The 20847-nt window shown below is 70.1% G+C and carries 17 protein-coding genes; 11 read left to right on the top strand and 6 right to left on the bottom strand.

Annotation, left to right across the window (positions count from 1 at the left end; translation table 11 throughout):
- Positions 1–84 precede the first annotated feature (84 nt).
- From MET9862_RS16110 to MET9862_RS16095, 4 genes are all read right to left on the bottom strand, one after another.
- A complete protein-coding gene (locus MET9862_RS16110; RefSeq protein ID WP_142583929.1) occupies positions 85–4983 on the bottom strand; it encodes a malto-oligosyltrehalose synthase in 4899 nt (1632 codons plus the stop codon).
- The gene (gene treZ, locus MET9862_RS16105) at positions 4980–6785 is read right to left on the bottom strand and encodes a malto-oligosyltrehalose trehalohydrolase (protein ID WP_142583928.1); all 1806 of its coding nucleotides are present in this window, start codon (positions 6783–6785) and stop codon (positions 4980–4982) included. The genes MET9862_RS16110 and treZ overlap by 4 nt, the downstream gene beginning before the upstream one ends.
- Before the next feature lie 160 nt (positions 6786–6945).
- On the bottom strand, positions 6946–9057 hold the full coding sequence (gene glgX / locus MET9862_RS16100; RefSeq protein ID WP_142583927.1) for a glycogen debranching protein GlgX: 2112 nt from the start codon (positions 9055–9057) through the stop codon (positions 6946–6948).
- 124 nt (positions 9058–9181) lie between these two features.
- The gene (locus tag MET9862_RS16095; protein ID WP_142583926.1) at positions 9182–10603 is read right to left on the bottom strand and encodes an alpha,alpha-trehalose-phosphate synthase (UDP-forming); all 1422 of its coding nucleotides are present in this window, start codon (positions 10601–10603) and stop codon (positions 9182–9184) included.
- 505 nt (positions 10604–11108) lie between these two features.
- Here MET9862_RS16095 and MET9862_RS16090 point away from each other — a divergent pair.
- The 7 genes from MET9862_RS16090 (at position 11109) to MET9862_RS16060 (ending at position 15357) form a co-directional block, all read left to right on the top strand.
- Positions 11109–11624, top strand: coding sequence for a hypothetical protein (locus tag MET9862_RS16090; RefSeq protein ID WP_142583925.1), 516 nt, complete (start codon positions 11109–11111; stop codon positions 11622–11624).
- An 8-nt stretch (positions 11625–11632) separates the two neighbouring features.
- Positions 11633–12046: a phage holin family protein gene (locus MET9862_RS16085; RefSeq protein ID WP_142583924.1), complete on the top strand. Its 414-nt coding sequence runs from the start codon at positions 11633–11635 to the stop codon at positions 12044–12046.
- Positions 12043–12423, top strand: coding sequence for a DUF3618 domain-containing protein (locus tag MET9862_RS16080; protein WP_438616621.1), 381 nt, complete (start codon positions 12043–12045; stop codon positions 12421–12423). Before MET9862_RS16085 ends, MET9862_RS16080 begins: the two co-directional genes overlap by 4 nt.
- Before the next feature lie 34 nt (positions 12424–12457).
- Positions 12458–13264, top strand: coding sequence for a hypothetical protein (locus MET9862_RS16075; RefSeq protein WP_142583922.1), 807 nt, complete (start codon positions 12458–12460; stop codon positions 13262–13264).
- 119 nt (positions 13265–13383) lie between these two features.
- Positions 13384–14454, top strand: a complete 1071-nt coding sequence (locus MET9862_RS16070; protein WP_142583921.1) for an apurinic/apyrimidinic endonuclease family protein — start codon at positions 13384–13386, stop codon at positions 14452–14454.
- A gap of 38 nt (positions 14455–14492) precedes the next feature.
- Complete coding sequence (locus tag MET9862_RS16065) at positions 14493–15044, top strand: RBBP9/YdeN family alpha/beta hydrolase (RefSeq protein ID WP_142583920.1); 552 nt, start codon at positions 14493–14495, stop codon at positions 15042–15044.
- An 88-nt stretch (positions 15045–15132) separates the two neighbouring features.
- Positions 15133–15357: a hypothetical protein gene (locus tag MET9862_RS16060; RefSeq protein ID WP_142583919.1), complete on the top strand. Its 225-nt coding sequence runs from the start codon at positions 15133–15135 to the stop codon at positions 15355–15357.
- A gap of 3 nt (positions 15358–15360) precedes the next feature.
- Here the strand turns inward: MET9862_RS16060 and MET9862_RS16055 are convergent, their stop codons facing one another.
- Both MET9862_RS16055 and MET9862_RS16050 read right to left on the bottom strand, forming a co-directional pair.
- Positions 15361–16386 (bottom strand): YcjF family protein, encoded by a 1026-nt coding sequence (locus tag MET9862_RS16055; protein ID WP_142583918.1) that lies wholly within the window; start codon positions 16384–16386, stop codon positions 15361–15363.
- Positions 16387–16405: 19 nt separating this feature from the next.
- Positions 16406–17851 carry a YcjX family GTP-binding protein gene (locus tag MET9862_RS16050; protein WP_244612744.1) on the bottom strand — a complete coding sequence of 482 codons (1446 nt, stop codon included), beginning with the start codon at positions 17849–17851 and terminating at the stop codon, positions 16406–16408.
- 516 nt (positions 17852–18367) lie between these two features.
- Here MET9862_RS16050 and MET9862_RS16045 point away from each other — a divergent pair.
- From MET9862_RS16045 to MET9862_RS16030, 4 genes are all read left to right on the top strand, one after another.
- Positions 18368–18646 carry a hypothetical protein gene (locus tag MET9862_RS16045; RefSeq protein ID WP_142583916.1) on the top strand — a complete coding sequence of 93 codons (279 nt, stop codon included), beginning with the start codon at positions 18368–18370 and terminating at the stop codon, positions 18644–18646.
- Between the two features lie 42 nt (positions 18647–18688).
- On the top strand, positions 18689–18820 hold the full coding sequence (locus MET9862_RS30460; RefSeq protein WP_280178973.1) for a hypothetical protein: 132 nt from the start codon (positions 18689–18691) through the stop codon (positions 18818–18820).
- Positions 18821–19660: 840 nt separating this feature from the next.
- Positions 19661–20053, top strand: coding sequence for a hypothetical protein (locus tag MET9862_RS16035; RefSeq protein WP_142583914.1), 393 nt, complete (start codon positions 19661–19663; stop codon positions 20051–20053).
- Positions 20054–20119: 66 nt separating this feature from the next.
- A complete protein-coding gene (locus MET9862_RS16030; RefSeq protein WP_142583913.1) occupies positions 20120–20374 on the top strand; it encodes a hypothetical protein in 255 nt (84 codons plus the stop codon).
- Positions 20375–20847 lie beyond the last annotated feature (473 nt).

Genomic DNA, 20847 nt, shown 5'->3' with positions numbered 1-20847 from the left:
CGCCCGAGCCGCCGGAGCGTGCCGGGGCAGCGGGCGCCCCATGGCTGTGCCACGGCTGTCCCATGGCGTCAGGTCCGTGGATGGTCAGTCCGTCCGTCGCAGCACCGCGAAGGGCAGGTGTCGGAACAGGTCGGCACAGGCGACCCGGTTCCCCTCGAAGCTCGCGCCCGTCACGAGATCGCGCCAGTGCGTGCCCGCACCGAGCGCGAACGCGGTCCCGGCGAGGGCGTCCGCCGACCAGAGCGTGCCCTCGGGCAGGAGCCTAGCAACGAGGCGGGGCACCGCCACGAACAGATCGCCGGCCCCGCCCGCTCCCTCCGAGCGCAGGAAGGCGAGGACGTGAGCCGCCCGCTCGCCGGAGGCCTCGACGGCCCGGTAATCGGCGTCGGCGTAGAAGCCGGGGCGCTCGGCCCGCTCGGCCAGGAGCTTGGCGAGCACCGCCTGCTTCACCCGCCCGTCCGGCCAGTGCGCCAGCAGCTCGGCCGCCGGCCTCCCCTCCTCCAGCGTCCGCTCGCGGGCGCCGTAATCGACCGGGCGGCGGTTGTCGGGATCGACGAAGGAGAAGTCCCAAAACTCGGTGCCCTGGTAGGTGTCGGGCAGGCCCGGCAGGGTGCATTTCAGGACGGTGCGGCCGAGCGAGGCCAGCATGCCGAGCTGGGCGAGACGCCGCGCGAACGGCCGAAGCTCGCGCAGGAAGTCCGAGCCCGGCGCGATCAGCGCCGAGAACAGGCGCTTCACCGCGCCCTCATAGGCCTCGTCCACGTTGACCCAGCTCGAGCGGCGCTTGCCCTCGCGCATCGCCTTCTCGCCGTAGGCGATCAGGCGGTCGCGGAAATCCGTGATCGCCGCCGGGTCGTCCTGATCCAGAAGCTCCAGCGGCCAGGCGCCCAGGATGGCTTGAAAGAACATCCACTGGTCGTTGGCGTCGGGCGCCGGCTCGTCGTCGATCGTGGCGAGGTGCGGGCCGGCGGTGGCGCGCCAGAGATCCCAGGCGCGGGCCCAGGCATCCGGCATCTCGGAGAGCGCGATCAGGCGCGTGCGGGCATCCTCGCCGCGCTTGGTGTCGTGCGTCGCCGTGGTGATCATGGCGTTCGGCCAGTCACGGGCGCGGGCCGCCTGGAGCGCGTGGAAGTGATCCGCGTCGAGGCCGTACTCGCCCGGATCGCCGCCGACCTCGTTGAGGCCGAGCAGCATGGCGAACCGGTAGAACAGGGTGTCCTCGAGGCTCTTGGCCATGACCGGACCGGTGAGCTGCTGGAAACGGCGGCGGAAGCGCAGCACCGTGCGCGGGTCGGGCCGGCCGGGGCCAGAGGTCTCGACGCGTCCGAGCAGCACGTCGCGCGTGAAATCGTGCACCGAGCGGTCGGGCAGGCCCGACCAGCGTTTCGCCTTGGCGACGGCGCCCTCGATCAGGCGCACGTCCTCGGGCTCGATCTCGGCATCTTCCAGTTCCGGCGGCAGGTAGCTGCGATAGGTCGGGAAGCGGGCGATGATCTCGATGAGCGCCCGGCGGGTGGCGTTGAGCGAGAAGTCACGGGTGCGCCGGTCGGAATCGGCAACCGCCTTGAGGTCGGCGGTCAGCACCTCGAGCTCGCTGGCAAAGCTGATCTCGAGGATCTCGGACTTCGCGGCGCGGAGCTGCGCGCCGTAGCCCTCGTCCATGCCGGAGGCCCATTCGTAGAGGCGGCGGATCTTCGCCCGCTTCTCCTTGTCGACGAGGATGCCGTCGAGCTGGTTCAGCACGTCGTAGCCGGTGGTGCCGGCGACCGGCCAGGGACGCAGCCGCTCGCCCGGCTCCAGGATCTTCTCGACCACGACGTAGAAGCCGGGCCCCACGGCTGCCTGCAGCGCCCGGGCATAGCCCAGCGGATCGGCGAGCCCGTCGATATGGTCGATGCGCAGGCCGTCGATCCGGCCCTCGCGCACGTGCCGGAACACGGTCTCGTGCGAGCGGTGGAAGATGTCGGATTTCTCGACCCGCAGGCCCGCCAGGGAGTTCACGTCGAAGAAGCGGCGATAGTTGATGTCGCTCGACGCGATGCGCCAATGGGCCAGCCGGTAGGCCTGGCTCTCCAGTAGGCGGTGCAGCGGCCCGAAGCTGTCGGGGTGCCCCTTGAAGCCGTTGAGCAGCTTCAGGGCGCGGCCCATCGCGTCGCGGATCGCGGGCGAGGCGGCGTAGATCGCCGCGATGCGCTGCTTCAGCCCCTCGGCCTCCGCGGGCAGGGCGCGGCGGCGCTCGGGGTTGGTCTCCTCGCCCATGGTGCGCAGGCGCTCGGAGATGGCGAGCAGCTCGGCCGCGGCGTCGTCGCCGACATCGCCGAGCGCGGCGATCACCCGGTTGAGGATGGTCGGATAGTTGAGCGGCCGGATCGGGAACAGGTGCTCGTAGTGCCAGACGCTGAAGGCGCCGGCTTCGGCGTCGAATTTCAGCTCCAGGGTGCCCTTCTCCAGGGCCTCGCCGTAACGGTCTCCGAGGAAGGGGATGACGAGGTTGCGGTTGGCTCCGAGCCGCTCCCAATCGATGTCGAAGGCGTGGGCGAACGGCGACAGGGGCCCCCATTCCAGGACGGAGAGCCACCACGGATTGTCGGACCCGCCGACACCCATGTGGTTCGGCACGATGTCGAGGAGGAGCTTCAGGCCGTGCGCGCGCAGGCGGTCGGAGAGCTTCACGAAGCCCGCTTCGCCGCCGAGTTCCGGATTGATCGCGCCGTGGTCGACGATGTCGTAGCCGTGGGTCGAGCCCGGCCGCGCCTTCTGAATGGGTGAGGCGTAGACGTGGCTGATGCCGAGCTTGGCGAGGTAGGGAACGATCGCTTCCGCGTCCGCGAAGGTGAAGTCCTTGTGGAACTGGAGCCGGTAGGTCGCCCGCGGCGGCGCCGCCGCGAGCCGTGCGGCGCCGGAATGCGGTCCGCGCTCCTCGGCCGAGAGCGCGGCCGCGAGCTTGGCGAGCGGCCCGCCGGGCTCGGCGATCACCGTGAGGTCGCGATCGAGCTTGCGCCGCCAGTTCGGGTAGCCCTCGGTGGAGCCGGGCACGTTGGCCTGCGAGAGTTCCGAGATCACGTCCTCGTACTGGACGGCGGTGAGGATCGCGGGCGCGCGGGCGAGATAGCGCGCGGCGGCCTCGAAGGGCGCGGCCTCGGGCGGCTCCCAGCTCTGCAAAAGCTGCTCGCCGGCCAGCGCCTCGGTGAGGCGGCGGCGTTCGGTGACGCGCTCGGCCCGCTCGGCCTCAGCGCGTTCCTGGTCGTAGAGGCCGAGCGCCTGCCGGGTGTCGGTGTCGACGCCGCGCCACCAGCCGACGAAGGTCGGCAGGTCGTGCGTGGTGATCGCGGTGAGCGCGTCGCGCGGATAGGCGCCCGGCGCCTTGAAGCGCCCGTCATGCTCGCGCTCGAAGGCGAGGATGCGGTAGCTCAGGATGCCCGCCCGCATCAGCGCGTCGGAGAACCCCTCCGGCGCGGTGCCGAGATCCTCGGCGATGACGAGGCAGGCGTTGCGGTGGCTCTCCAGACGCAGCACCGCCAGCATCGGCTCGAAGGGCATCGCCACGTAGGCGCCGTCATGGGCGGAGCCGCCGAGCGGAATCAGGAAGAGCCGGGCGAGCTGGAAGGCGTGGTCGATGCGGATCGCGCCGGCGTGGCGCATGTTGGCCTGGACGAGCGCCCGGAAGGCGGCGAGCCCGTCGCGCTCCATCTCCAGGGGATCGAAGGCCGGCAGGCCCCAATCCTGGCCCTTGGGCGCCAGGAGATCGGGCGGCGCGCCGATCGAGACGCCGTTGGCGAAGCGCTCCGGGTTCGACCAAGTCTCGGAGCCGCCGCGGTCGGCACCCACCGCCAGATCGCGGTAGAGGCCGATGCGCATGCCCGCATCGCGCGCGGCCTCGGAGGCGGCCTGGAGCTGCCGGTCGGCGAGGTATTGCAGCCAGGCGTGGAAGCTGACCGCCTCCGCGTGCTCGGCCTCGAAGGCGTGCACGGACTCGGTCCCGGCACGGCGGTACGCCTCCGGCCAGTCGCCGAGCCAGTGCGCGCCCTTGCCCTTGAAATGGGCCGACAGCGCCTCGAACAGCGCGTGCGCTTGCAGGCTCGGCCCACCCGCTTCGCGGAAGGCCCGGAATTCCGGATCGTCACCGTTCCGGGCGGAGGAATCCTGCCAGAGCGCTTCGAGGACGGGCGCCAGCACCTCCCAGACGCCCTGGTGATCGACCAGCGAGGCGTCGCGCAGCGCCTCGACCGCGCGGCCCGCGCCGTCGAGCAGCCCTTCCGCCCGCGAGCCTGCGAAGCCGGGCAGGTCGCGCGGCGCGATGAAGAGCGTCTCCAGGAACAGGCGCGAGGAGGGCGAGTAGGGCGAGATCTTGGTGCGGTCGGACCCGAACAGGGCATGGACCGGGCTGAGCCCCAGAAAGGCCGCGCCGCGCAGGCCGGCATCGTGCGCGGCGCGGCCCGCATCCGCATAGGTGCCGATGCCGATATTGTCGGTCGAGCGCAGGCCATAGAGCTGCGCGGCGAGGCCCCAGTCGGCGGCGCCTTCGTCGGCATAGGCACGCGGGCGCCAGCAGCGCCGCGGCGCCGCGATGATCCAGGCCTCGGCCCGCCTCTCGCCGAGCGTGACGGTGAGGTGATGGTAGCCGGGCGTGAGCGGCGGCAGCTCGAAGACCCCCTCCGGTCCGGAGAGGACGGCCCGGCCCTCGCGGGCATGGCCGCGCTCGTCCACCACGCGCCAGACCAGGGCGCCGCTCTCGGCGCGCACCGGGATGCGAGCGGCGCGGCGCGCCTCCACCGGCACCAGCGGCGGGATCAGGCCGCGGCGCAGAGCCTCGACCGTGCGCAGCGACGCGGCGATCTCCTCCTCGGTGCCGACGCGGAAGCCCAGAGCCGCGAGGAGGCCGCGACGGGTCTCCAGCGTGGTCTCGACGGGCTTTCCGAAAGCATCCGTGTAGCCGCTGGCGACGCCGACGAGGTCGGCGAGACGTTCGAGAGTACCGCTCACTGCAGGGAATCCGTCACGAAGACACCGGTCCATCCCGGCAGGCTCGCACCCGATCCGTCGGGCGCGTTGGTCCAGATCACGCGGCCGGAGAGATCGTCCGGCTCGAACGCCGTGGCGCCGAGATTGGCGACGAAGCGCATCCGCCCGGCCCCGAAGGTCCAGGTGCAGTCCACCACGTCGGCGCGCGGCAGCGTGGCCTTCGCACCGTGGTAGCCCGATCGCGCCAGCGGCACGACCGCCTCGCGGCGGATCGCCAGGAGCCGCTTCGTGTCGGCCAGGACCTCGCGATGGGGCGAGCGCGTTCGCTCGGCCCAGTCGAGCTTCGAATCGAGGAAGGTCTTCTCCGCGGTGGGATCCGGGATCACCGAGGTGTCGTCGGCGAACGCCGCGAAGCTCTTGAACTCGCGCCGCCGGCCCTCGCGCACGGCCTTGTTCAGGTCGTCGTCGGGGGCGAAGTCCACGAAGAACAGGAACGGCGTCGAGGCCGACCATTCCTCGCCCATCCACAGCATCGGGATCTGCGGTGCCAGCAGGAAGCCGGCCCGGGCCAGAGCGAGCTTGCCGGGATCGGCCAGTTGGCTCAGGCGCTCGCCGAGCGCCCGGTTACCGACCTGATCGTGGTTCTGCAGGAAAGTGACGAAGGCGGATGGCGGCAGATGGCCGGAGGGCTCGCCGCGCGGGTGGTCGTCCAGCGTCTTGAAGGGCTCGCCCTGGTAGGCGAAGCCCTCGGCGAGGCAGCGGGCGAGGCGCTCCACCGGCTTGTCGCTGAAGCTCGCATAGTAGCCCGCATCCTCGCCGGTCAGCAGGACATGCCAGCAATGGTGCAGGTCGTCCGCCCATTGCGCGTCGTGCTGGCGCGGCCGGCCCGACGGGTCGCGCTCCAGCCAGCGGGCCTGGTTGGCCTCGTTCTCCAGCATCAGGTGGATGTGGCGCTCGGGGAACCGGGCGCGCACCGTCTCGCCGAGCTCGGCCAGGAAATGCGTCTCCGAATCGTCGAGGATCGCATGCACGGCGTCGAAGCGGATCCCGTCGAAATGATACTCCTCCAGCCAGTAGAGCGCATTCTGGATAAAGTATTGGCGCACGACGCGGCCGCTCTCCTTGCCGTCGAAGTTGATCCCGGCGCCCCAGGGCGTCTGGTGGCGCTCGGTGAAGAACGTCTTGGCGTAGGCGTGGAGATAGTTTCCGGCCGGTCCGAAGTGATTGTAGACCGCGTCGATATAGACCATCAGCCCGAGCGCGTGCGCCCGGTCGATCAGGCGCTTCAGGTCGTCGGGCCGGCCGTAGGCGGAGTCGGGCGCGTAGGGCAGCACCCCGTCATAGCCCCAGTTGCGCGTCCCCTTGAAGTCGGCCAGCGGCAGCAGCTCGATCGCGGTGACGCCGAGGTCGCGCAACGCCTCGAGCTTGCCCATCAGCCCGGCATAGCTGCCCTCGGGCGTCGCCGTCCCGACGTGGGTCTCGTAGATGACCGCCTCCTCGAAGGGACGGCCGCGCCAGGTGGCGTCGCTCCAGGCGAAGGCGTTCGGGTCGATCACCTCGCTCGGGGCCGAGACGTCCTCCGGCTGGAAGCGCGAAGCAGGGTCGGGCACCACGAGGTCCCCGTCGATGCGGAAGCCGTAGCGGGCGCCGGCCCGCACGCCCGGGACGACGGCGCGGTGCCAGCCGCCCTCCGCCGCCGAGAGCGGGTGGTCGGCGCCGTCGAGGACGAGGCCGACCTCGCTCGCCGTCGGCGCCCAGAGCGCGAAGCGGACGCCGCCCTCCACGAACTCGGCTCCGAAATCCATGCTGTGGGCACGCCGCATCGGGCTGTCATCCTCGTCCGCGGGGAAAGCGCTCGCGGGCGCACCGGACGCCCTCCATGCAGAAGGCATGCGCGGTCCGTCGGTTCCCGCGCCGCAACTAAGGCGGAGCCGCGGGGCGACAACCGAGCGGGGCGGCAGATTCCCGGGGGAAACCGTCCGGTCAGGCCGGAACGAAGCGCGGCGCGGCGCCGAGGGCCGCGAGCACCTGCACGCTGCGCCCCGGCATGGCCACGGCACCGCCCTCCGGCACGGGATCGGCCCGTCCCGCTTGCACCGCGCCGGTCTCGCTCGCCGTGTCGAAGACCGGGCGCCAGGGGCCGCCGACGATCGGCGCGATGCGGAAATCGCACGGGGTCTCGGCGGCGTTGAACAGCAGGAGAAGCCGGTCCCCGGCCTCGGCATCGTTGCCGATCTGCATGCCGAAGGCCTGCCGGCCATCGTCGCCCCAGGCCTCGCCGTCCATCTCGGTGCCGTCCGGCGAGAGCCAGTGCACGTCGCGCAGCGGCTCGTCCGGATCGATCTGATGACCGTCGAAGAACCGGCGGCGGCGCAGAGCCGGCTGGGCGCGGCGCAGGCGCAGGAGGTTGGCGACGAAGGCGGTCAGCGTCGGATCCGGGTCGGAGGTCCAGTCCATCCACGTCGTCGCGTTGTCCTGGCAATAGGCGTTGTTGTTGCCGCCCTGGCTGCGCGAGCGCTCGTCGCCCATCAGCAGCATCGGCACGCCCTGCGCCAGCATCATCGTGGCGAGGAGGTTGCGCTTCTGGCGGGCGCGCAATCCGAGGATCGCGCGGTCGTCGGTGTCGCCCTCGACGCCGTAGTTGCGCGAGACGTTGTGGCCGTGGCCGTCGCGGTTGCCCTCGCCGTTGGCTTCGTTGTGCTTCTCCTCGTAGGCGACCACGTCGGCCAGGGTGAAGCCGTCGTGGCTCGCCGCGAAGTTGATGCTGGCGAGCGGCGAGCGGCGCGAGGGCGCGAACACCTCGCGCGAGCCGGACAGGCCCTGCGTGACCTTCGCCAGGGTGCCGCGGTCGCCGCGCCAGAAGCCGCGCGCGGCGTCGCGGAACTGGTCGTTCCACTCGCTCCAGCCGCGCGGATAGCCGCCGAGCTGGTAGCCGCCCTCGCCGATGTCCCAGGGCTCGGCGATCATCTTCACGCCCGCCAGCACCGGATCCTGCGCCACCGCCTGGAAGAAGGCGGCCCGCGGCGTGAAGGCCATCGGCGCCCGGCCGAGGCTGGAGGCGAGGTCGAAGCGGAAGCCGGCGATTCCGTAGGCGGTGACCCAGTGGCGCAGCGAGTCGAGGACGAGCTGCATCACCCGCGGATGGTCGAGGTCGAGGGTGTTGCCGCAGCCGGTGCAGTCGATCTCGAGGCTGCGGTCGGCCGGGTCGAGCTTGTAGTAGCTGGCGTTGTCGATGCCGCGGAAGGACAGGGTCGGACCGGTATGGCCGCCCTCGCAGGTGTGGTTGTAGACCACGTCGAGGAAGACCTCGATGCCGGCGGCGTTGAGTTCCCGGATCGCCGCTTTGAGACCGCCGATGCCGCCGCCGCCGAGATAGCGCGGATCGGGCGCGAAATAGGCGAGCGGCTGGTAGCCCCAGTAGTTGACGAGCCCCTTGTCCACCAGGAAGCGGTCGTCGGCGAAGGTCTGGATCGGCAGAAGCTCGAGGGCGGTGACGCCGAGCTTCCACAGGTGCTCGATGACGGCCGGATGCGCCAGCGCCGTGTAGGTGCCGCGCTCCTCCTCGGGGATCGCCGGATGCGTCATGGTCAGGCCCCGGACATGGGCCTCGTAGATCACCGTGTCGGCGAGCGGGCGGCGCACGGGCTTGAGCGCGAGGTTCGGCGCCTCGGGCGCGGTGACCACCCCCTTCGGCATGTAGGCCGCGCTGTCGCGCCGGTCGATCCGGTCCTCGCGCGCCAGGGTCCGGCGATGGCCGTAGAGGGCGTCGTGCCAGCGGATGCGGCCCGCGATCTCGCGGGCATAGGGGTCGAGCACCAGCTTCGAGGCGTTGAAGCGGTGGCCGGAGGCCGGGTCCCAGGGGCCGTGGACGCGGTAGCCGTAGAGCTGGCCCGGCAGCACGCCGCGCAGATAGCCGTGCCAGACGTCGTCGGTGCGGCAGGGCAGCCGGATCGTGCGGCTCTCGTGGCGCTCGCCGGGCTCGAACAGGCAGAGATCGACCGCGGTCGCGTGCTCGGAGAACAGGGCGAAATTGACGCCGCGCCCGTCGAAATGCGCGCCGAGAGGGGCTGGTACGCCGTCATCGACGCCGATCATTCAGGCGGGTTCCGTCCAGGCAGGTTTGGCTCCACGGCCGCGCAGCATCGCGCCAAAACCCTGCGCATGTGTGAAGCGCGGCATCCCCCGGCGCCGCGTGGCAGGCCGGAGGCGGGCCGGCCGCCTATTCGGCGGCCTGGGCCGCGGTCGGCGGCTCGCGCTCCACCGTGCGGAAATGCTCGAGCTCGGTCAGGAAGTTGCGCGCCCACCAATCCACGTCCTCGCGGGTCATCCGCTCGGCCATCGGCTTCCAGCGCTCGAGCCGCTCGCCCCGCGACATGTAGAGCGCGGTACGGATCGCCTCGGCCACCTCGAAGCGGTCATAGGGATTGACCAGCAGCGCCTCGGGCAATTGCCGTGCCGCGCCCGCGAATTTCGAGAGGACCAGGACGCCGGGATCCTCCGCGCTCTGGGCCACGATGTATTCCTTGGCCACGAGGTTCATGCCGTCGCGCATCGGCGTCACGAGGCCGACGCGCGCCGCGCGGTAGAGGCCGGCGAGAACCGGGCGCGGATAGGCCTTGGTCACGTACTGGATCGGCGTCCAGGCCGGGTCTCCGAGCGAGCCGTTGATCTCGCCGACCGTCTCGTTCACCTCCCGGGCGAGCTGCTCGTATTCCGGCACCTCGCTGCGCGATTTCGGCGTGATCTGGATGTAGGTGACGTTGCCGCGCTGGTCCGGGTTCGAGGCGAAGAAGCTCGATACCGCCTCCATGCGCTCGGGCACGCCCTTCGAGTAGTCGAGCCGGTCGACGCCGATCAGCAGCTTGCGGGTGCGCAGGCCGGCGATGGTCTCGCGCACCACCTTGTTCGAGCCCGCCTTTTCGGCGGCCTCCTTGAACCCCTCGACATCGATGCCGATCGGGAAGCTGCGGATGCGGGTGCGCCGCCCGTCGACCATCAGGGAGCCGCCCCCGAGCGGGATCGCGCGCATCGTATCGATGAGGTTGCGCGAGAGGTTCTGCACGTCCGGATCGGTCTGCAGGCCGATCAGGTCGTAATCGGCGATGGCGCGCAGGAGATCGCCGCTCGCGGGCAGCGAGTTGAAGACGTCGGCCGCCGGCCACGGGATGTGGTGGAAATAGCCGATCGGGTTGGCGAGGCCGAGGCCGCGAAGCTCCGAGGCGAGGGGCAGCAGGTGGTAGTCGTGCACCCAGATGATGTCGTCGGGCTCGACGAGCTTGGCGAGCGCGCGGGCGAAGGTGCGGTTGACGCGGCTGTAGCCCGAATAGTCCGAGCGCGAGAAGGCGCCGAGACCGAGCCGGTAATGCATGATCGGCCAGAGGGCACGATTGGCGAACCCGGCGTAATATTCCTTATGGTCCTGGGGAGACAGGTCGACCACCGCGTACTGGACCCGTCCGCGGTCGATCAGCGTCGGCTCCTCCGTCGGGTTCTCGGTGACGGTGCCGCTCCAGCCGAACCAGAGTCCCTCGTAGGAGGAGAACGCCTCCTTCACGGCGACGGCGAGGCCGCCCGCGGCCACCGCCTTGCCGCCCTCCTCCGGAACCGCCACGCGGTTCGATACGATGACTAGGCGTGCCACGCAGCCGGCTCCGGATCCTCGAGCTGGCGGGCGCTCACTGGGACGCGCGCCCGCAACCTGACTTCAGCAAGAACGCGCGGAAGCGAAGCGCGATCCGTCGGGCCCTGAACCAAGCGCGAACCCCCCGCCGGGTCAAGATGCCGGGCCCGTCCTGTCCCGACAAATGCCCGACCCAGGCTTTTCCGGGACGGGGCGGTGCCTGAGCCCGCGCACCGGAATCGATCCGGGGGCGCAGGGCATTCGGTGGGCGTTTTGAGGCAAAGCGGCCCGCCCCGAACGGGGGAGACCCGCCGCGCCCGTCCCGGGAATTGCGCTCTGCCGGTCGATGTCGCCTGCCGCTCCGGCATCCCGACGGTCGCCCTCGGGCCGGCGGCGATCGGAAAAACACTGGCCGGAAGCTTGGCTGCGGCCGGAACCGGTCCGGGCCCGGACGGTTACTCAGCCGAGTTGGAATGCGTTCGCCTGCATCCTCGATGCGGGCGCCGTGGCGAGGAGTTGACCGAAGATGGCCGCCAGCGAGTCTCCCCACCCTTCGAATCCCGGGACGGGACCTGAGACGGCCGCGCCCGCGGGGGCCAGCCCCGCGGCTCGCGAGCAGGCGGATTGGCAGGCGCTGAAGGGCGACGTCGAGGGCCTGGCCGACGAGGCGGCCGAACGCGGGCGCGGCCTCCTCGACGCGGCGCGGCTGCAGGCGCAGGACTATGTCGAGCGCCGCAAGAACGACGCCGCGCAGTCGGTCCACGACTTCGCCCGGACCATTCGCTCGTCGACCAAGGATTTCGACGACAAGCCGAACATCAAGGCCTTCTTCGACAGCGCCGCGGACGGGCTGGAGCAGCTCGGCTCCTCGATCGAGACGCGCAGCTTCAGCGAGTTCTACAACGAGGCCGAGGCCTTCGCCCGTCGCGCGCCCGTCGCCGTCGCCGTTGGCACCTTCGTCGCGGGGCTGCTCGCCGCGCGGCTCATCAAGGCGTCGAGCCTGCCGCCGGACGGCGACGCGCGCGACCGGTTCCGGGCCTGAGGCGCGCCATGGCCGAAGGGACAAACCCGCCGCCTCCCGGACCGTCGAGCATCCAGGCGCTGCTCGGCGACGTGGTGCGCGAGACGAGCGACCTCGCGCGCAAGGAGATCGCCCTGTTCCGGGCCGAGATGGCCTCGAACATCCGCTCGCTCGTCGTCGGGCTCGCCTGCATGGCGGCCTCGGCCGTGTTCGCGGTGGTGGCGCTGATCGTGCTGATCGGCGCCTTCGTGAAGTGGCTCGCCACCATCGTCGGGTCGGAATGGCTCTCGGCGCTGATCGTCGGCGGCGTGCTGCTCGTCATCGCGGTCGGCCTCGCCTTGTGGGCGCGCAGCGCCCTGTCCCTGTCGACGCTCGCGCCGACCCGGACCACCCGCCAGGTCCGCCAGGACGCCCGTGCATTGTCGGAGCGCGTATCCGGATGAGTGGCATGAACGAGTTGGAACGGGAGATCGAGGAGAGCCGGGCCCGGCTCGACCAGACGATCGATCAGATCCAGGGCCGCCTCTCGGCCTCCAGCCTCGTGGACGAGATGCTGGGCAATGCCCGCCGCACGCCGGCCCTCAGCGGCGCCTACGATGGCGCCCTGGAGGCAGTGCGCAAGAACCCGGTGCCGGTGCTGATGATCGCGGCCGGCGTCGGCTGGCTCCTGCACCGCATGTCGCAGGATGCGAGCCGCCGCCGCACGCAGGTCCAGGCCGAGCGCGTGCCGGTGCTGAACACCGGCGCCGCCCGCACCTACGACCCCGACCTGCCGACCGTGAAGACGGTGCAGGACCCCGTCGAAGAGACCCGCCTCTGACCGGGGGCGAGACCGCGCTTTTGAGGAGTTGACGATGAATGACGCTGACGGCGCGCCGAAAGGCCCCGGCTCCTTCGCGGGCGACGCAGGGCTCGACCCGCATGCGCGGGCGGCCGACCATAGCCTGCGGCCGGACCCAAAGGGCGAGCACGATCCCCTTCGCGGTGCGGGCCTCGGCCCGCATGACCGCGCGAGCGATTTCAGCCTGCGCCCGGATCCGGCGGGCACGCATGATCCGCTGAAGGGCGCGGATCTCGACCCGCATGCACGCCGGGCCGATTATTCCGGCACGACGGGGAGCGGCACGACCTCCGATTCCCTGCGTGAGCGGGCCGAGGCCGCGACGGCCGAGGCGCGAGACCGGGTGGCCGAGCATGCCGACGCGATCCAGGGCAAAATCGGTGAGGCGGCCGACGAGGCCCGTGACCGCATCCGCTCGGCTTACGGCGACGCCCGTTCCTGGGCCGAGGACGCGCGCCAGGGCGGACTGCGCCGGATCGACGACCTGACCGATCGAAGCCGCGAGGGCCTCGACCGGGGCCGCACGGCCGTCGAGCAGTTCGTCAACGAGAACCCGCTGCTGGTGGGTGTCGTCGGCGTTGCAGCGGGTTTGCTGCTCGGCGCGCTCCTGCCCCGGACCCGCCAGGAAGACCGCAATCTCGGCCCGTTCGCCGACGAGATGCGCGACCAGGGCCTGCGCTACGCCCGGGAGTTCACCAGCCGCGGCCGGGAATTCGTGCACAACGCCCTCGACCCGGACAACCTGAATGCCGCCGCCCGCAAGGGGCCGGGCGACAACGACGACGGCCGGCCGACCGACCCGGTGCGGCACACGCTCTGACCGGGCGACGGGAGCGCGAAGCGATGCGGGCGGCGCTATCCCGGCGCCGCCCGTTCGCGTATCTGGGGATTCTCGTGCGCGTGATGCGTCCCGAACGGCCCGAGCCGCGTTGACCGCCTATGCGCGACGAACCCCGCCTCGGCTTCTGCTGCAAGTTCATCCCGACCGAGCCCCCCGGCACCCACGCCACCCAGAAGGCGGCGAAGGAGGCCGCGCTCGTCATGAACCTGACGAGCGCCACCATGGCGCATCTCGGCAAGCTTCAGCCGGCCGCACGCCGGGAGAAGCTCGGTGCGATCGTGCTGCACAACCTCGCCGCACTGGAACGGCAGATCGAATGGGTCGGCGCCCGGCCGCCCCTCGAGCGGCTCCTGCGGATCGCGAGCAACGTGCTGCCCGGCTACACGCATCCGATTGCCGCCCCGCTCTACGACGAGCCGGCCTTCGCCCGCGCCATCGCGGACGGACTCGCCCGCATCGGCGCGCGGGCGCGGGCGCTCGGCGTGCGCCTGAGCTTCCATCCCGGCCCATTCTGCCTTCTGGCGAGCCGCAACCCGGCGGCGATTGAGAACGGCATCGGCGAATTGGAGTATCATGCCCGCATCTTCGAGATGATGGGCTTCGGCTCCGGCTGGCATCCGCACGGCGCTCACATCAACATCCATATCGGCGCCCGCGACCCGGGGCTTGCCGGCTTCCGCGAGACGCTGCCGCGGGTGAGCCGGACGGCGCGCGACCTTCTGACGATCGAGAACGACGAGTTCGGCTTCGGCCTGGACGAGCTCCTGACGCTCGCCGACCTCGTGCCCATCGTGCTCGACCTGCACCACCACTGGGTCGAGAGCGGCGGCGCCTATATCGAACCGGAGGATCCGCGCATCGGGCCGATCCGGGAATCCTGGCGCGGCGTGCGCCCGATCGCCCATGTCAGCGTCTCGCGCGAGGGGCTGTGGCCCGACCAGGATCCGGACAGGCTGCCCGATTTCGCGGCCTTGCGCGCGGCGGGCTTCTCGGGGCGCGACCTCGCCGCCCATTCGGACCTGATGTGGAATCGGGCGCTCAACGACCTCGTGGCGCGCCACCTCGCCTGGGCGGATTTCGAGATTGAGGCCAAGGCCAAGAATCTCGCCTCGGTCGGCCTCGCCGAGCAGATCCGCGCCGGGCGGACGGCCCTGCTCGCGGCCGAGTGAGGCTCGACGCGAAGCCCCCCAGGGTCTAGGCAGCCGTCATGAAGACCGCCGACTGCGACATCCTCATCCTGCCCGGCCTCGCCGGCTCGGAGGAGGATCACTGGCAGGCCCGCTGGGCGAGCCGCCTCCCCACCGCCCGCATCGTCGTCCAGGACGACTGGCACGCCCCGGAGCCCGAAGCCTGGCGGAGACGGATCGCGGAGGCGGTCGCTGCGGCGCGCCGGCCCGTCATCCTGATCGCCCACAGCCTCGGCGTGGTCGCCGCGGTCGAGGCCGCGCCGGACTTTCCCCCGGACGTGGTCCGCGGCGCGCTCCTCGTGGCCCTGCCCGACGTCGAGGAGGCGCCGGACCTGCCCGATAGCGTGCGCGCCTTCGCGCCGCTGCCGCGCGACCCCCTGCCCTTTCCGTCCCTGCTGGTCGCGAGCCGCACGGACCCGCACTGCGCCTATGCGCGGGCCGAGGACTTCGCCTATGCCTGGGGCGCGCAGATCGTCGATGCGGGCGATTCCGGCCACATCAACGTGGCGAGCGGCCATGGGCCCTGGCCGGAGGGCCTGATGCGGCTCGCCGGATTTCTGAAGACCCTGTAGGGCGCGCCCGGCCGACGCTTAACGCTTCGTTTACCGTCCCGCCGTCTGGATGGGGGAAGGCGGGCAAGGCCGCCCGCGGGAGACCGACGTGACGCGCAAAGAGCTTCTGGAACGACTCGACACCGCGCTGGCGGCGCTCGGCCCCCGCGCGCCGATGAACTTCAATAGCTCGATCTTCGGCGACGCCGCGCTCCTCAAGCGCATCGAGGCCTTCGAGGCCCAGGCGACCGTGGTCGAGAAGCCGAAGGTCGCCGATTACACGGGCAACATGTTCTCGCGCATCGCCAACCGGCGCGCGGCGGCGGGCAAGTAGCCGCTATTTCGCCTCCGGCTCCGCTGCGCGGAGCAATTCGCCCGCGACGTCGCCGAGCTTCGGCTGCGACTCGCGGGTGAAGGGCAGCGGTCGGCAGACCGCCAGAGCCGCGAGACCGAACCGGGCGGTCATCAGCCCGTTCAGCACGCCCTCGCCGAGCTTGGCCGAGATCCGGGCGGCGACGCCGAGGCCCAGCACCTGCTGCAGCACGCTCTCGCCCACCGCCATGCCGCCCGTCACCGTGAGATGGGCGACGGCCGCCCGGGCCAGGCGGATGAAGCCGAGGAGCCCCGGCCGGCCGCCGTAGATCGCCGCGATCCGGCGCAGCAGCCGCACGGCGGCGAAGACCACGAAGGCCACGTCGACGATCGCCCGCGGGCTCAGAGCCGTCACCGCCGAGACCTGCTTGGCCGCCGTGGCGATGGCGTTGCGGGCCTGCCGGTCGAGGGGCGCGAGCAATTCGTGCTCGGCCAGCCCGATGCGGTCGTCCACATCGAGGATCGCGTCCTCCAGCGTAGCCAGCCGCTCGCGGCCGGGCTTCAGCGCCGCCCGGTCGGCGTAGAAGGCGGAGAGGTCGCGCACCACGCCCTGGGCGGCGGTGTGGTCGCGGGTGGCGATGGCGCCGATGGCCGCCTCGCGCAGGTGCTCGATCCGGCGCTCGCGCCAGAGCCCCGACAGCTCGCGGGCGACGATCGCCGCGAGCGCCAGACCCGCGAGGCCGAGGAGCGCCAGGGCCACCCAGCCAAGCCAGGGCGCCGTGGCGAACAGGTCGGCGATCAGCCGCTCGACCGAGAGGCCGATCGCGATCGAGACGAGGCCGCCCACCGACGACAGGAGTAGCGCGCCCCAGGGCGAGCTTCTCCTGGCCGCCACCGGCACCGGGGTGCCGTCGGCCGCGTCCACGATCTCGAAGGGCTCCTCGACGATGCGGATATCGGCGGGCGGAGGCGGCTCGGCCTCGGCCGTCTCCGGAGCCTGCGGCCCGTTCGGGGGGATGCGGAAGGCGCGCGGCCGTCTGGGATCGCTCATCGGTCCTGTCCCAAGAATTTCACGCGAGCCGGTCGCCAATCAGGAACTGCATCGCCCGGTCGAGACGGATCTGCGGCAGGCTTCCCGGGCGCCCGAGCGCGTCGGGCTTGACGAGGGGCGGCCGGAAGCGCGGGAAGCGCAGCGAGCCCGGCGGCACGGCGCCCTCGAGCACCGCCTCGGGGCGGGCGGGCAGTTCGCCGGGGAAGATCGCGGCCTCGCTCTGCCCGTCGAAGCGCTCGCCGTCGACGATCTCGCCGGCCTCCGGCGTGCCGGCCACCGCGCGCAGCACCGCGCCGCCGTCGTGGACGCTGGTCTCGCGGGTGGCCCGCACGGAGGCGAGCGCCACCGTGCCGACCCTGGCACCGGCGGCCTCCGTGCGGCGCATGGCGCGGGAGACGAGCAGGCGCAGCAGCGCGTCGAGGCGGTCGTGGCTGGTCTGGTGCAGGTGGTCTGCCTTGGTCGCGGCGAACAGGATGCGGTCGGCCCGCGGCGCGAACAGCCGCGACAGCAGGCTGTTGCGGCCGATATTGAGCGAGAGCAGCACCGCGTCGAGCGCCTCCTCCAGCTCGGCGAGGGCGGTCGGCCCGGCATCGACCGCCGAGAGCACGTCGACCAGCACGATCTGGCGGTCCACCCGCTGGAAATGGTCGCGGAAGAAGGGCAGCACCACCTTGGCCTTGTAGGCCTCGAAGCGCCGCGCCATCAGCCCGGCGAGGCTGTCCGGGGCCAGCGTCTCGGGCAGGTCGTCGAGGGGCGCGAAGGTGAGCGCGGGCGAGCCCTTGAGGTCGCCCGGCATCAGGAAGCGCCCGGGCGGCGTGGTGGCGACGGCCTCGGGCCCGGCGCGCAGGGCGGCCAGGTAGGTCTTGAAGGCGTCGCTCGCTCGCTCAGCCACCACCTCGTCGAGGGGCCCGTTCGGGTCGAGGCCCCTGAGCACGTCGAGCCAGGGCGCGGCGAAGGCGGCCCGCCCCGCCCGGCGGGTGCCGTTGATCGTGGCCCGCGACCAAGCGGTATAGTCCTGCTCGATCAGCGCGAGATCGAGCAGCCATTCGCCGGGATAATCGACCACGTCGAGCATCAGCGTGCCCGGGCCGGAGCGCCAGGATCCGGCGCGCTCGTACTCGATGGCGAGGCGGAACTGGCTGATCCGGTCGGTGGAGCGCGGCCAGCGCCGCTCCTCCGTGAGCGCCGCCATGTGCTCCTCGAAGGGGAAGCGCGGCACGTCGTCGTCAGGCTGCGGCACCAGCCGGGCGCGGCGCAGGCGCCCCTCATGGACGGGCGCGAAAGCCGGCAAACCGCGTCCCTCGGTGAGGTGATGGATCAGCGCCGTGGTGAAGACCGTCTTGCCGGAGCGGGCGAGGCCCGTCACGCCGAGCCGGAGCGTCGGCTGGATCAGCAGATCGCTCGACGCCTCGGCGAGGGCCCTGACGGCGGAGCCGGCGCGCGCGGCGAAATCGGACAGGGGCACGGTGATCCGCTCGAGGGGTGGAGAGGAGGCGGTGGAAGCCGGGCTGAGGTGGCGCGCGCAAGCCTCGGCCGCAAGGGCCGAACCGCGCTCGCGCAGCGCGGCTGAGGAGGATTGGCGCGAAGGGCAGAGCGCGCTCGGCTCGCTCATGCGCCGGGGCAGTTAAGGATGGTTTGCGGCGATTGGCTTGGCGCCCGCAAGCGGCCGCTCGGCCCTGCGCCTCTCCCGGCCACTCGGACTACGTTGTGCGCCCATCTTGGGCGTTACAGACGCGCTAGGCCTCGCCTTTCGAGAGCAGTATGTTCAAACCGTCTCTCCGCCGCCTCCGATGTCCGGTCTGCTGCGGCAATGCCTCGACGAAGGCAAGGCTGGAAGTCCGGGCTGGCCCGCGGGAATGCCGCTCACCGTCGGGACTATCTTTGTCGCCTGGGAAGGCGCACAGTACGAATATCACCGGATGGATTGATCCAGGCTTCGGTGGCTGAGGGTCTGTACCCCCGCCTGCAATGGATAGGCGGCATGGCCGATCTCCTCAAATTCCCCACCAATCTACGCCCTCGGCACGCACGCCGGACCTATCAGGTGCACCGGTTCGCCCAGAACGGCGGCGTGCTGAGATCCTGCATCATCACGGCCCGCGACGACGGTGACGCCAAGCGGCAGGCGTCGGGTTTGACCGCAGGAGATCGTGCCGAACTCTGGGCCAGCAACCGCCTCGTTGCCGTATTCGGCGCGTTCGCGAACCCGATCGCGACCGAGATCCGGTTGAATCCAGAGCCTCAGACGACCGGATCGTGACGACCCTTCGTCCGGCCTCACAACATTTCCAGGAGCACGCCCATGGCGACGGAAAAGAAGCGCGGCAATCGCGAAACCAAGAAACCGAAGAAGCCCGTTCCCAAGACCAATGCTGCGGCGCCTTCAACCAAGGGCACCGTCGCGGCCGCTGTGAAGACCACCGGCCGAGGCTGAAGCGGTGCTTCACCTTCATGACGCCTCCGCATGGTAGAGCCAGATCGGCCGCGATTGTGTCCGGTGATGCGGAAGCTGACTACCTTGGTCGTCCGCATATCGCAGCTCCCTGGCCTTCAGGAGCGGGGGCAACTCATCGATCGACTCACGGATCTGGAAGCTGAAGGCATCGCCCGAAATGTTCCGCGGCGGACCGTGGAGATGATCCGGGCCGTCCGTTTGCAGTTGCGCGTTGAAGGCCTGATGCCCCGGACGCCTCCCCCGCGTGGTCACTGATGGGCTGGAGAAGGACTGGCCAGGCGGCGTGCTCGCAGGACCTTTGCCCGCCCGTCACCACCCCGTGCGGTTCAGGGAGTTGGAATGGCCGCCAAATTCAACATGGAGCAAAACACCCAGCTAGCTAGAAGAGAAAGGCGATACATTGATTTCGTCAAATTATGGCACGCTGCGGAACAGATTGGAGATTTAGGGCGTTCTTTTAAAGTAGTTCGGAGGCGTCACCGATGCGGTTCCTCAAGATGTCTTTCGCCTTCTTCGGGCTTACGGTTGCCCCTCTCGCGGCACAAACGGCGGCCTCCCCTCAGCAAAGCCGTGCGCAGTCACCGAACATGCCGCAAGCGCACGAAACTGTGCCGGAGCGTGTTCGCCCGCAGACATCGGTTGCAACCGAGACGGTGAATAAGGATGCGCAAGAGCGTGACGGGGCCAAGCAACCCAAATAGGCCAGGGCTTCAGCCCCTATCGAACGCGACTTCAGACCTGCCGATTGAGGACGTGGCTGGAGGGTCGAACGCTGTCTCGCATTCCCGATCAAGCAGGTCGTTAACGGAGATCGACCTGTTGCCGATTGTCGATTCCGCCGCGCCGGCGTTGTCCGAGCATGCCGATATGCAACGGGAAACAGTCACACGCGCAGATCATGCATTCCGCCTCGCAGATCGGGCGATTGCGGATGAGGTAGCCCGGCACACGGGAGCGACGATGGAGCCTAGCGGGGGCCTCGAAGGTCCTCGTCGGCAGCGACGACGTCTTCGCGTCGGTGTCGAGGTCTTCGATCGGATCGCTGCCATCGGCCGCCGGGAGCAGATCAGCAGGAGCACGCTGATTGAACGCATGGTCACGACTTGGGAGAGGCAACGCCTTGCCGAAGCGGAAAGGATTTCTCCGCGCCAACCGAGCGAGGACGACGACACCTTTATTGCGCGTGTCCTTCGCATCGAGAGCAGCGTTTGACATGTTTACAGGCGAAACTGCTGGCTGAGCAGCGAAACAACGAAGTGTCCGGCCTTAGTTGGCCATATGGATTGGCTGCCTTTCGCCGTAGCCCCGCTTCCTCGCCATGAGCTCTTTCCCAGCATTCTCCAGAGCAAGCTGGGTCCGACCGAAGCGGTCGAGGAGCATGTGAGCCCGATCTGGCGAGATATGGTACTGATCTATGAGCCGCGTGATGATGCCTGCGAGCTCTTCGCGAGCGCCGCTGTGCTTCGTGAAAGCAGCGACAAGAGTGTCAGCAGCCGTCATGATTTTGAGATCCCGTTTGATCTCAACCGTTGAAGGAAGCCGTATCACTTTGCCGAAGCGCGTTTTCCGTCGCATGACACGTCTCCAAACGGCGCCGACTGCGAAACATCGCAGCGATGTAATTTCAATTCTCGCGGCGTCCGAGCATAGTATCAATCTATCAAAATGAAAGATGTTCCGATATTGCCATTATTTTTCGACCGGCGCGCTTTGCCTTTAATTTTTGTCGCTAAAAATAACGAGGGCCACACGTCGAGAATGCTTCGGACGCCTATTGTGACCGATTCCAGAGTCCAGTCGTACGGGAGCCGATGTTTGCTTTGCTCTCGGTCTACCCGGAAGCTGACCGATGCAATTCGACCCATCGCAGTCGTAGGTCGCCGTCCACACAGTTTTCGCCGAGCGGACCTTCGACAACCAAGCCAAGGCCAAGACCAACGTGCGCGCCGCGATCGAGAGCGTGGCGGCGCGGCTCGGCAATACGCCGACCATCTGCCGCAAGTGCT

This window comes from Methylobacterium symbioticum (assembly GCF_902141845.1).
Lineage (GTDB): Bacteria > Pseudomonadota > Alphaproteobacteria > Rhizobiales > Beijerinckiaceae > Methylobacterium > Methylobacterium symbioticum.
Note: the sequence above shows the minus strand (reverse complement) of the source record. Positions and strands in the feature narration are given on the sequence as shown.

Bases quoted from the DNA above. Each gene is read 5' to 3' on its own strand.
- treZ (WP_142583928.1), bottom strand. From the start codon at position 6,785: ATGCGGCGTGCCCACAGCATGGATTTCGGAGCCGAGTTCGTGGAGGGC.
- glgX (WP_142583927.1), bottom strand. From the start codon at position 9,057: ATGATCGGCGTCGATGACGGCGTACCAGCCCCTCTCGGCGCGCATTTC.
- MET9862_RS16090 (WP_142583925.1), top strand. From the start codon at position 11,109: ATGGCCGCCAGCGAGTCTCCCCACCCTTCGAATCCCGGGACGGGACCT.
- MET9862_RS16085 (WP_142583924.1), top strand. From the start codon at position 11,633: ATGGCCGAAGGGACAAACCCGCCGCCTCCCGGACCGTCGAGCATCCAG.
- MET9862_RS16080 (WP_438616621.1), top strand. From the start codon at position 12,043: ATGAGTGGCATGAACGAGTTGGAACGGGAGATCGAGGAGAGCCGGGCC.
- MET9862_RS16075 (WP_142583922.1), top strand. From the start codon at position 12,458: ATGAATGACGCTGACGGCGCGCCGAAAGGCCCCGGCTCCTTCGCGGGC.
- MET9862_RS16070 (WP_142583921.1), top strand. From the start codon at position 13,384: ATGCGCGACGAACCCCGCCTCGGCTTCTGCTGCAAGTTCATCCCGACC.
- MET9862_RS16065 (WP_142583920.1), top strand. From the start codon at position 14,493: ATGAAGACCGCCGACTGCGACATCCTCATCCTGCCCGGCCTCGCCGGC.
- MET9862_RS16055 (WP_142583918.1), bottom strand. From the start codon at position 16,386: ATGAGCGATCCCAGACGGCCGCGCGCCTTCCGCATCCCCCCGAACGGG.
- MET9862_RS16045 (WP_142583916.1), top strand. From the start codon at position 18,368: ATGGCCGATCTCCTCAAATTCCCCACCAATCTACGCCCTCGGCACGCA.
- MET9862_RS30460 (WP_280178973.1), top strand. From the start codon at position 18,689: ATGGCGACGGAAAAGAAGCGCGGCAATCGCGAAACCAAGAAACCGAAG.
- MET9862_RS16030 (WP_142583913.1), top strand. From the start codon at position 20,120: ATGGATTGGCTGCCTTTCGCCGTAGCCCCGCTTCCTCGCCATGAGCTC.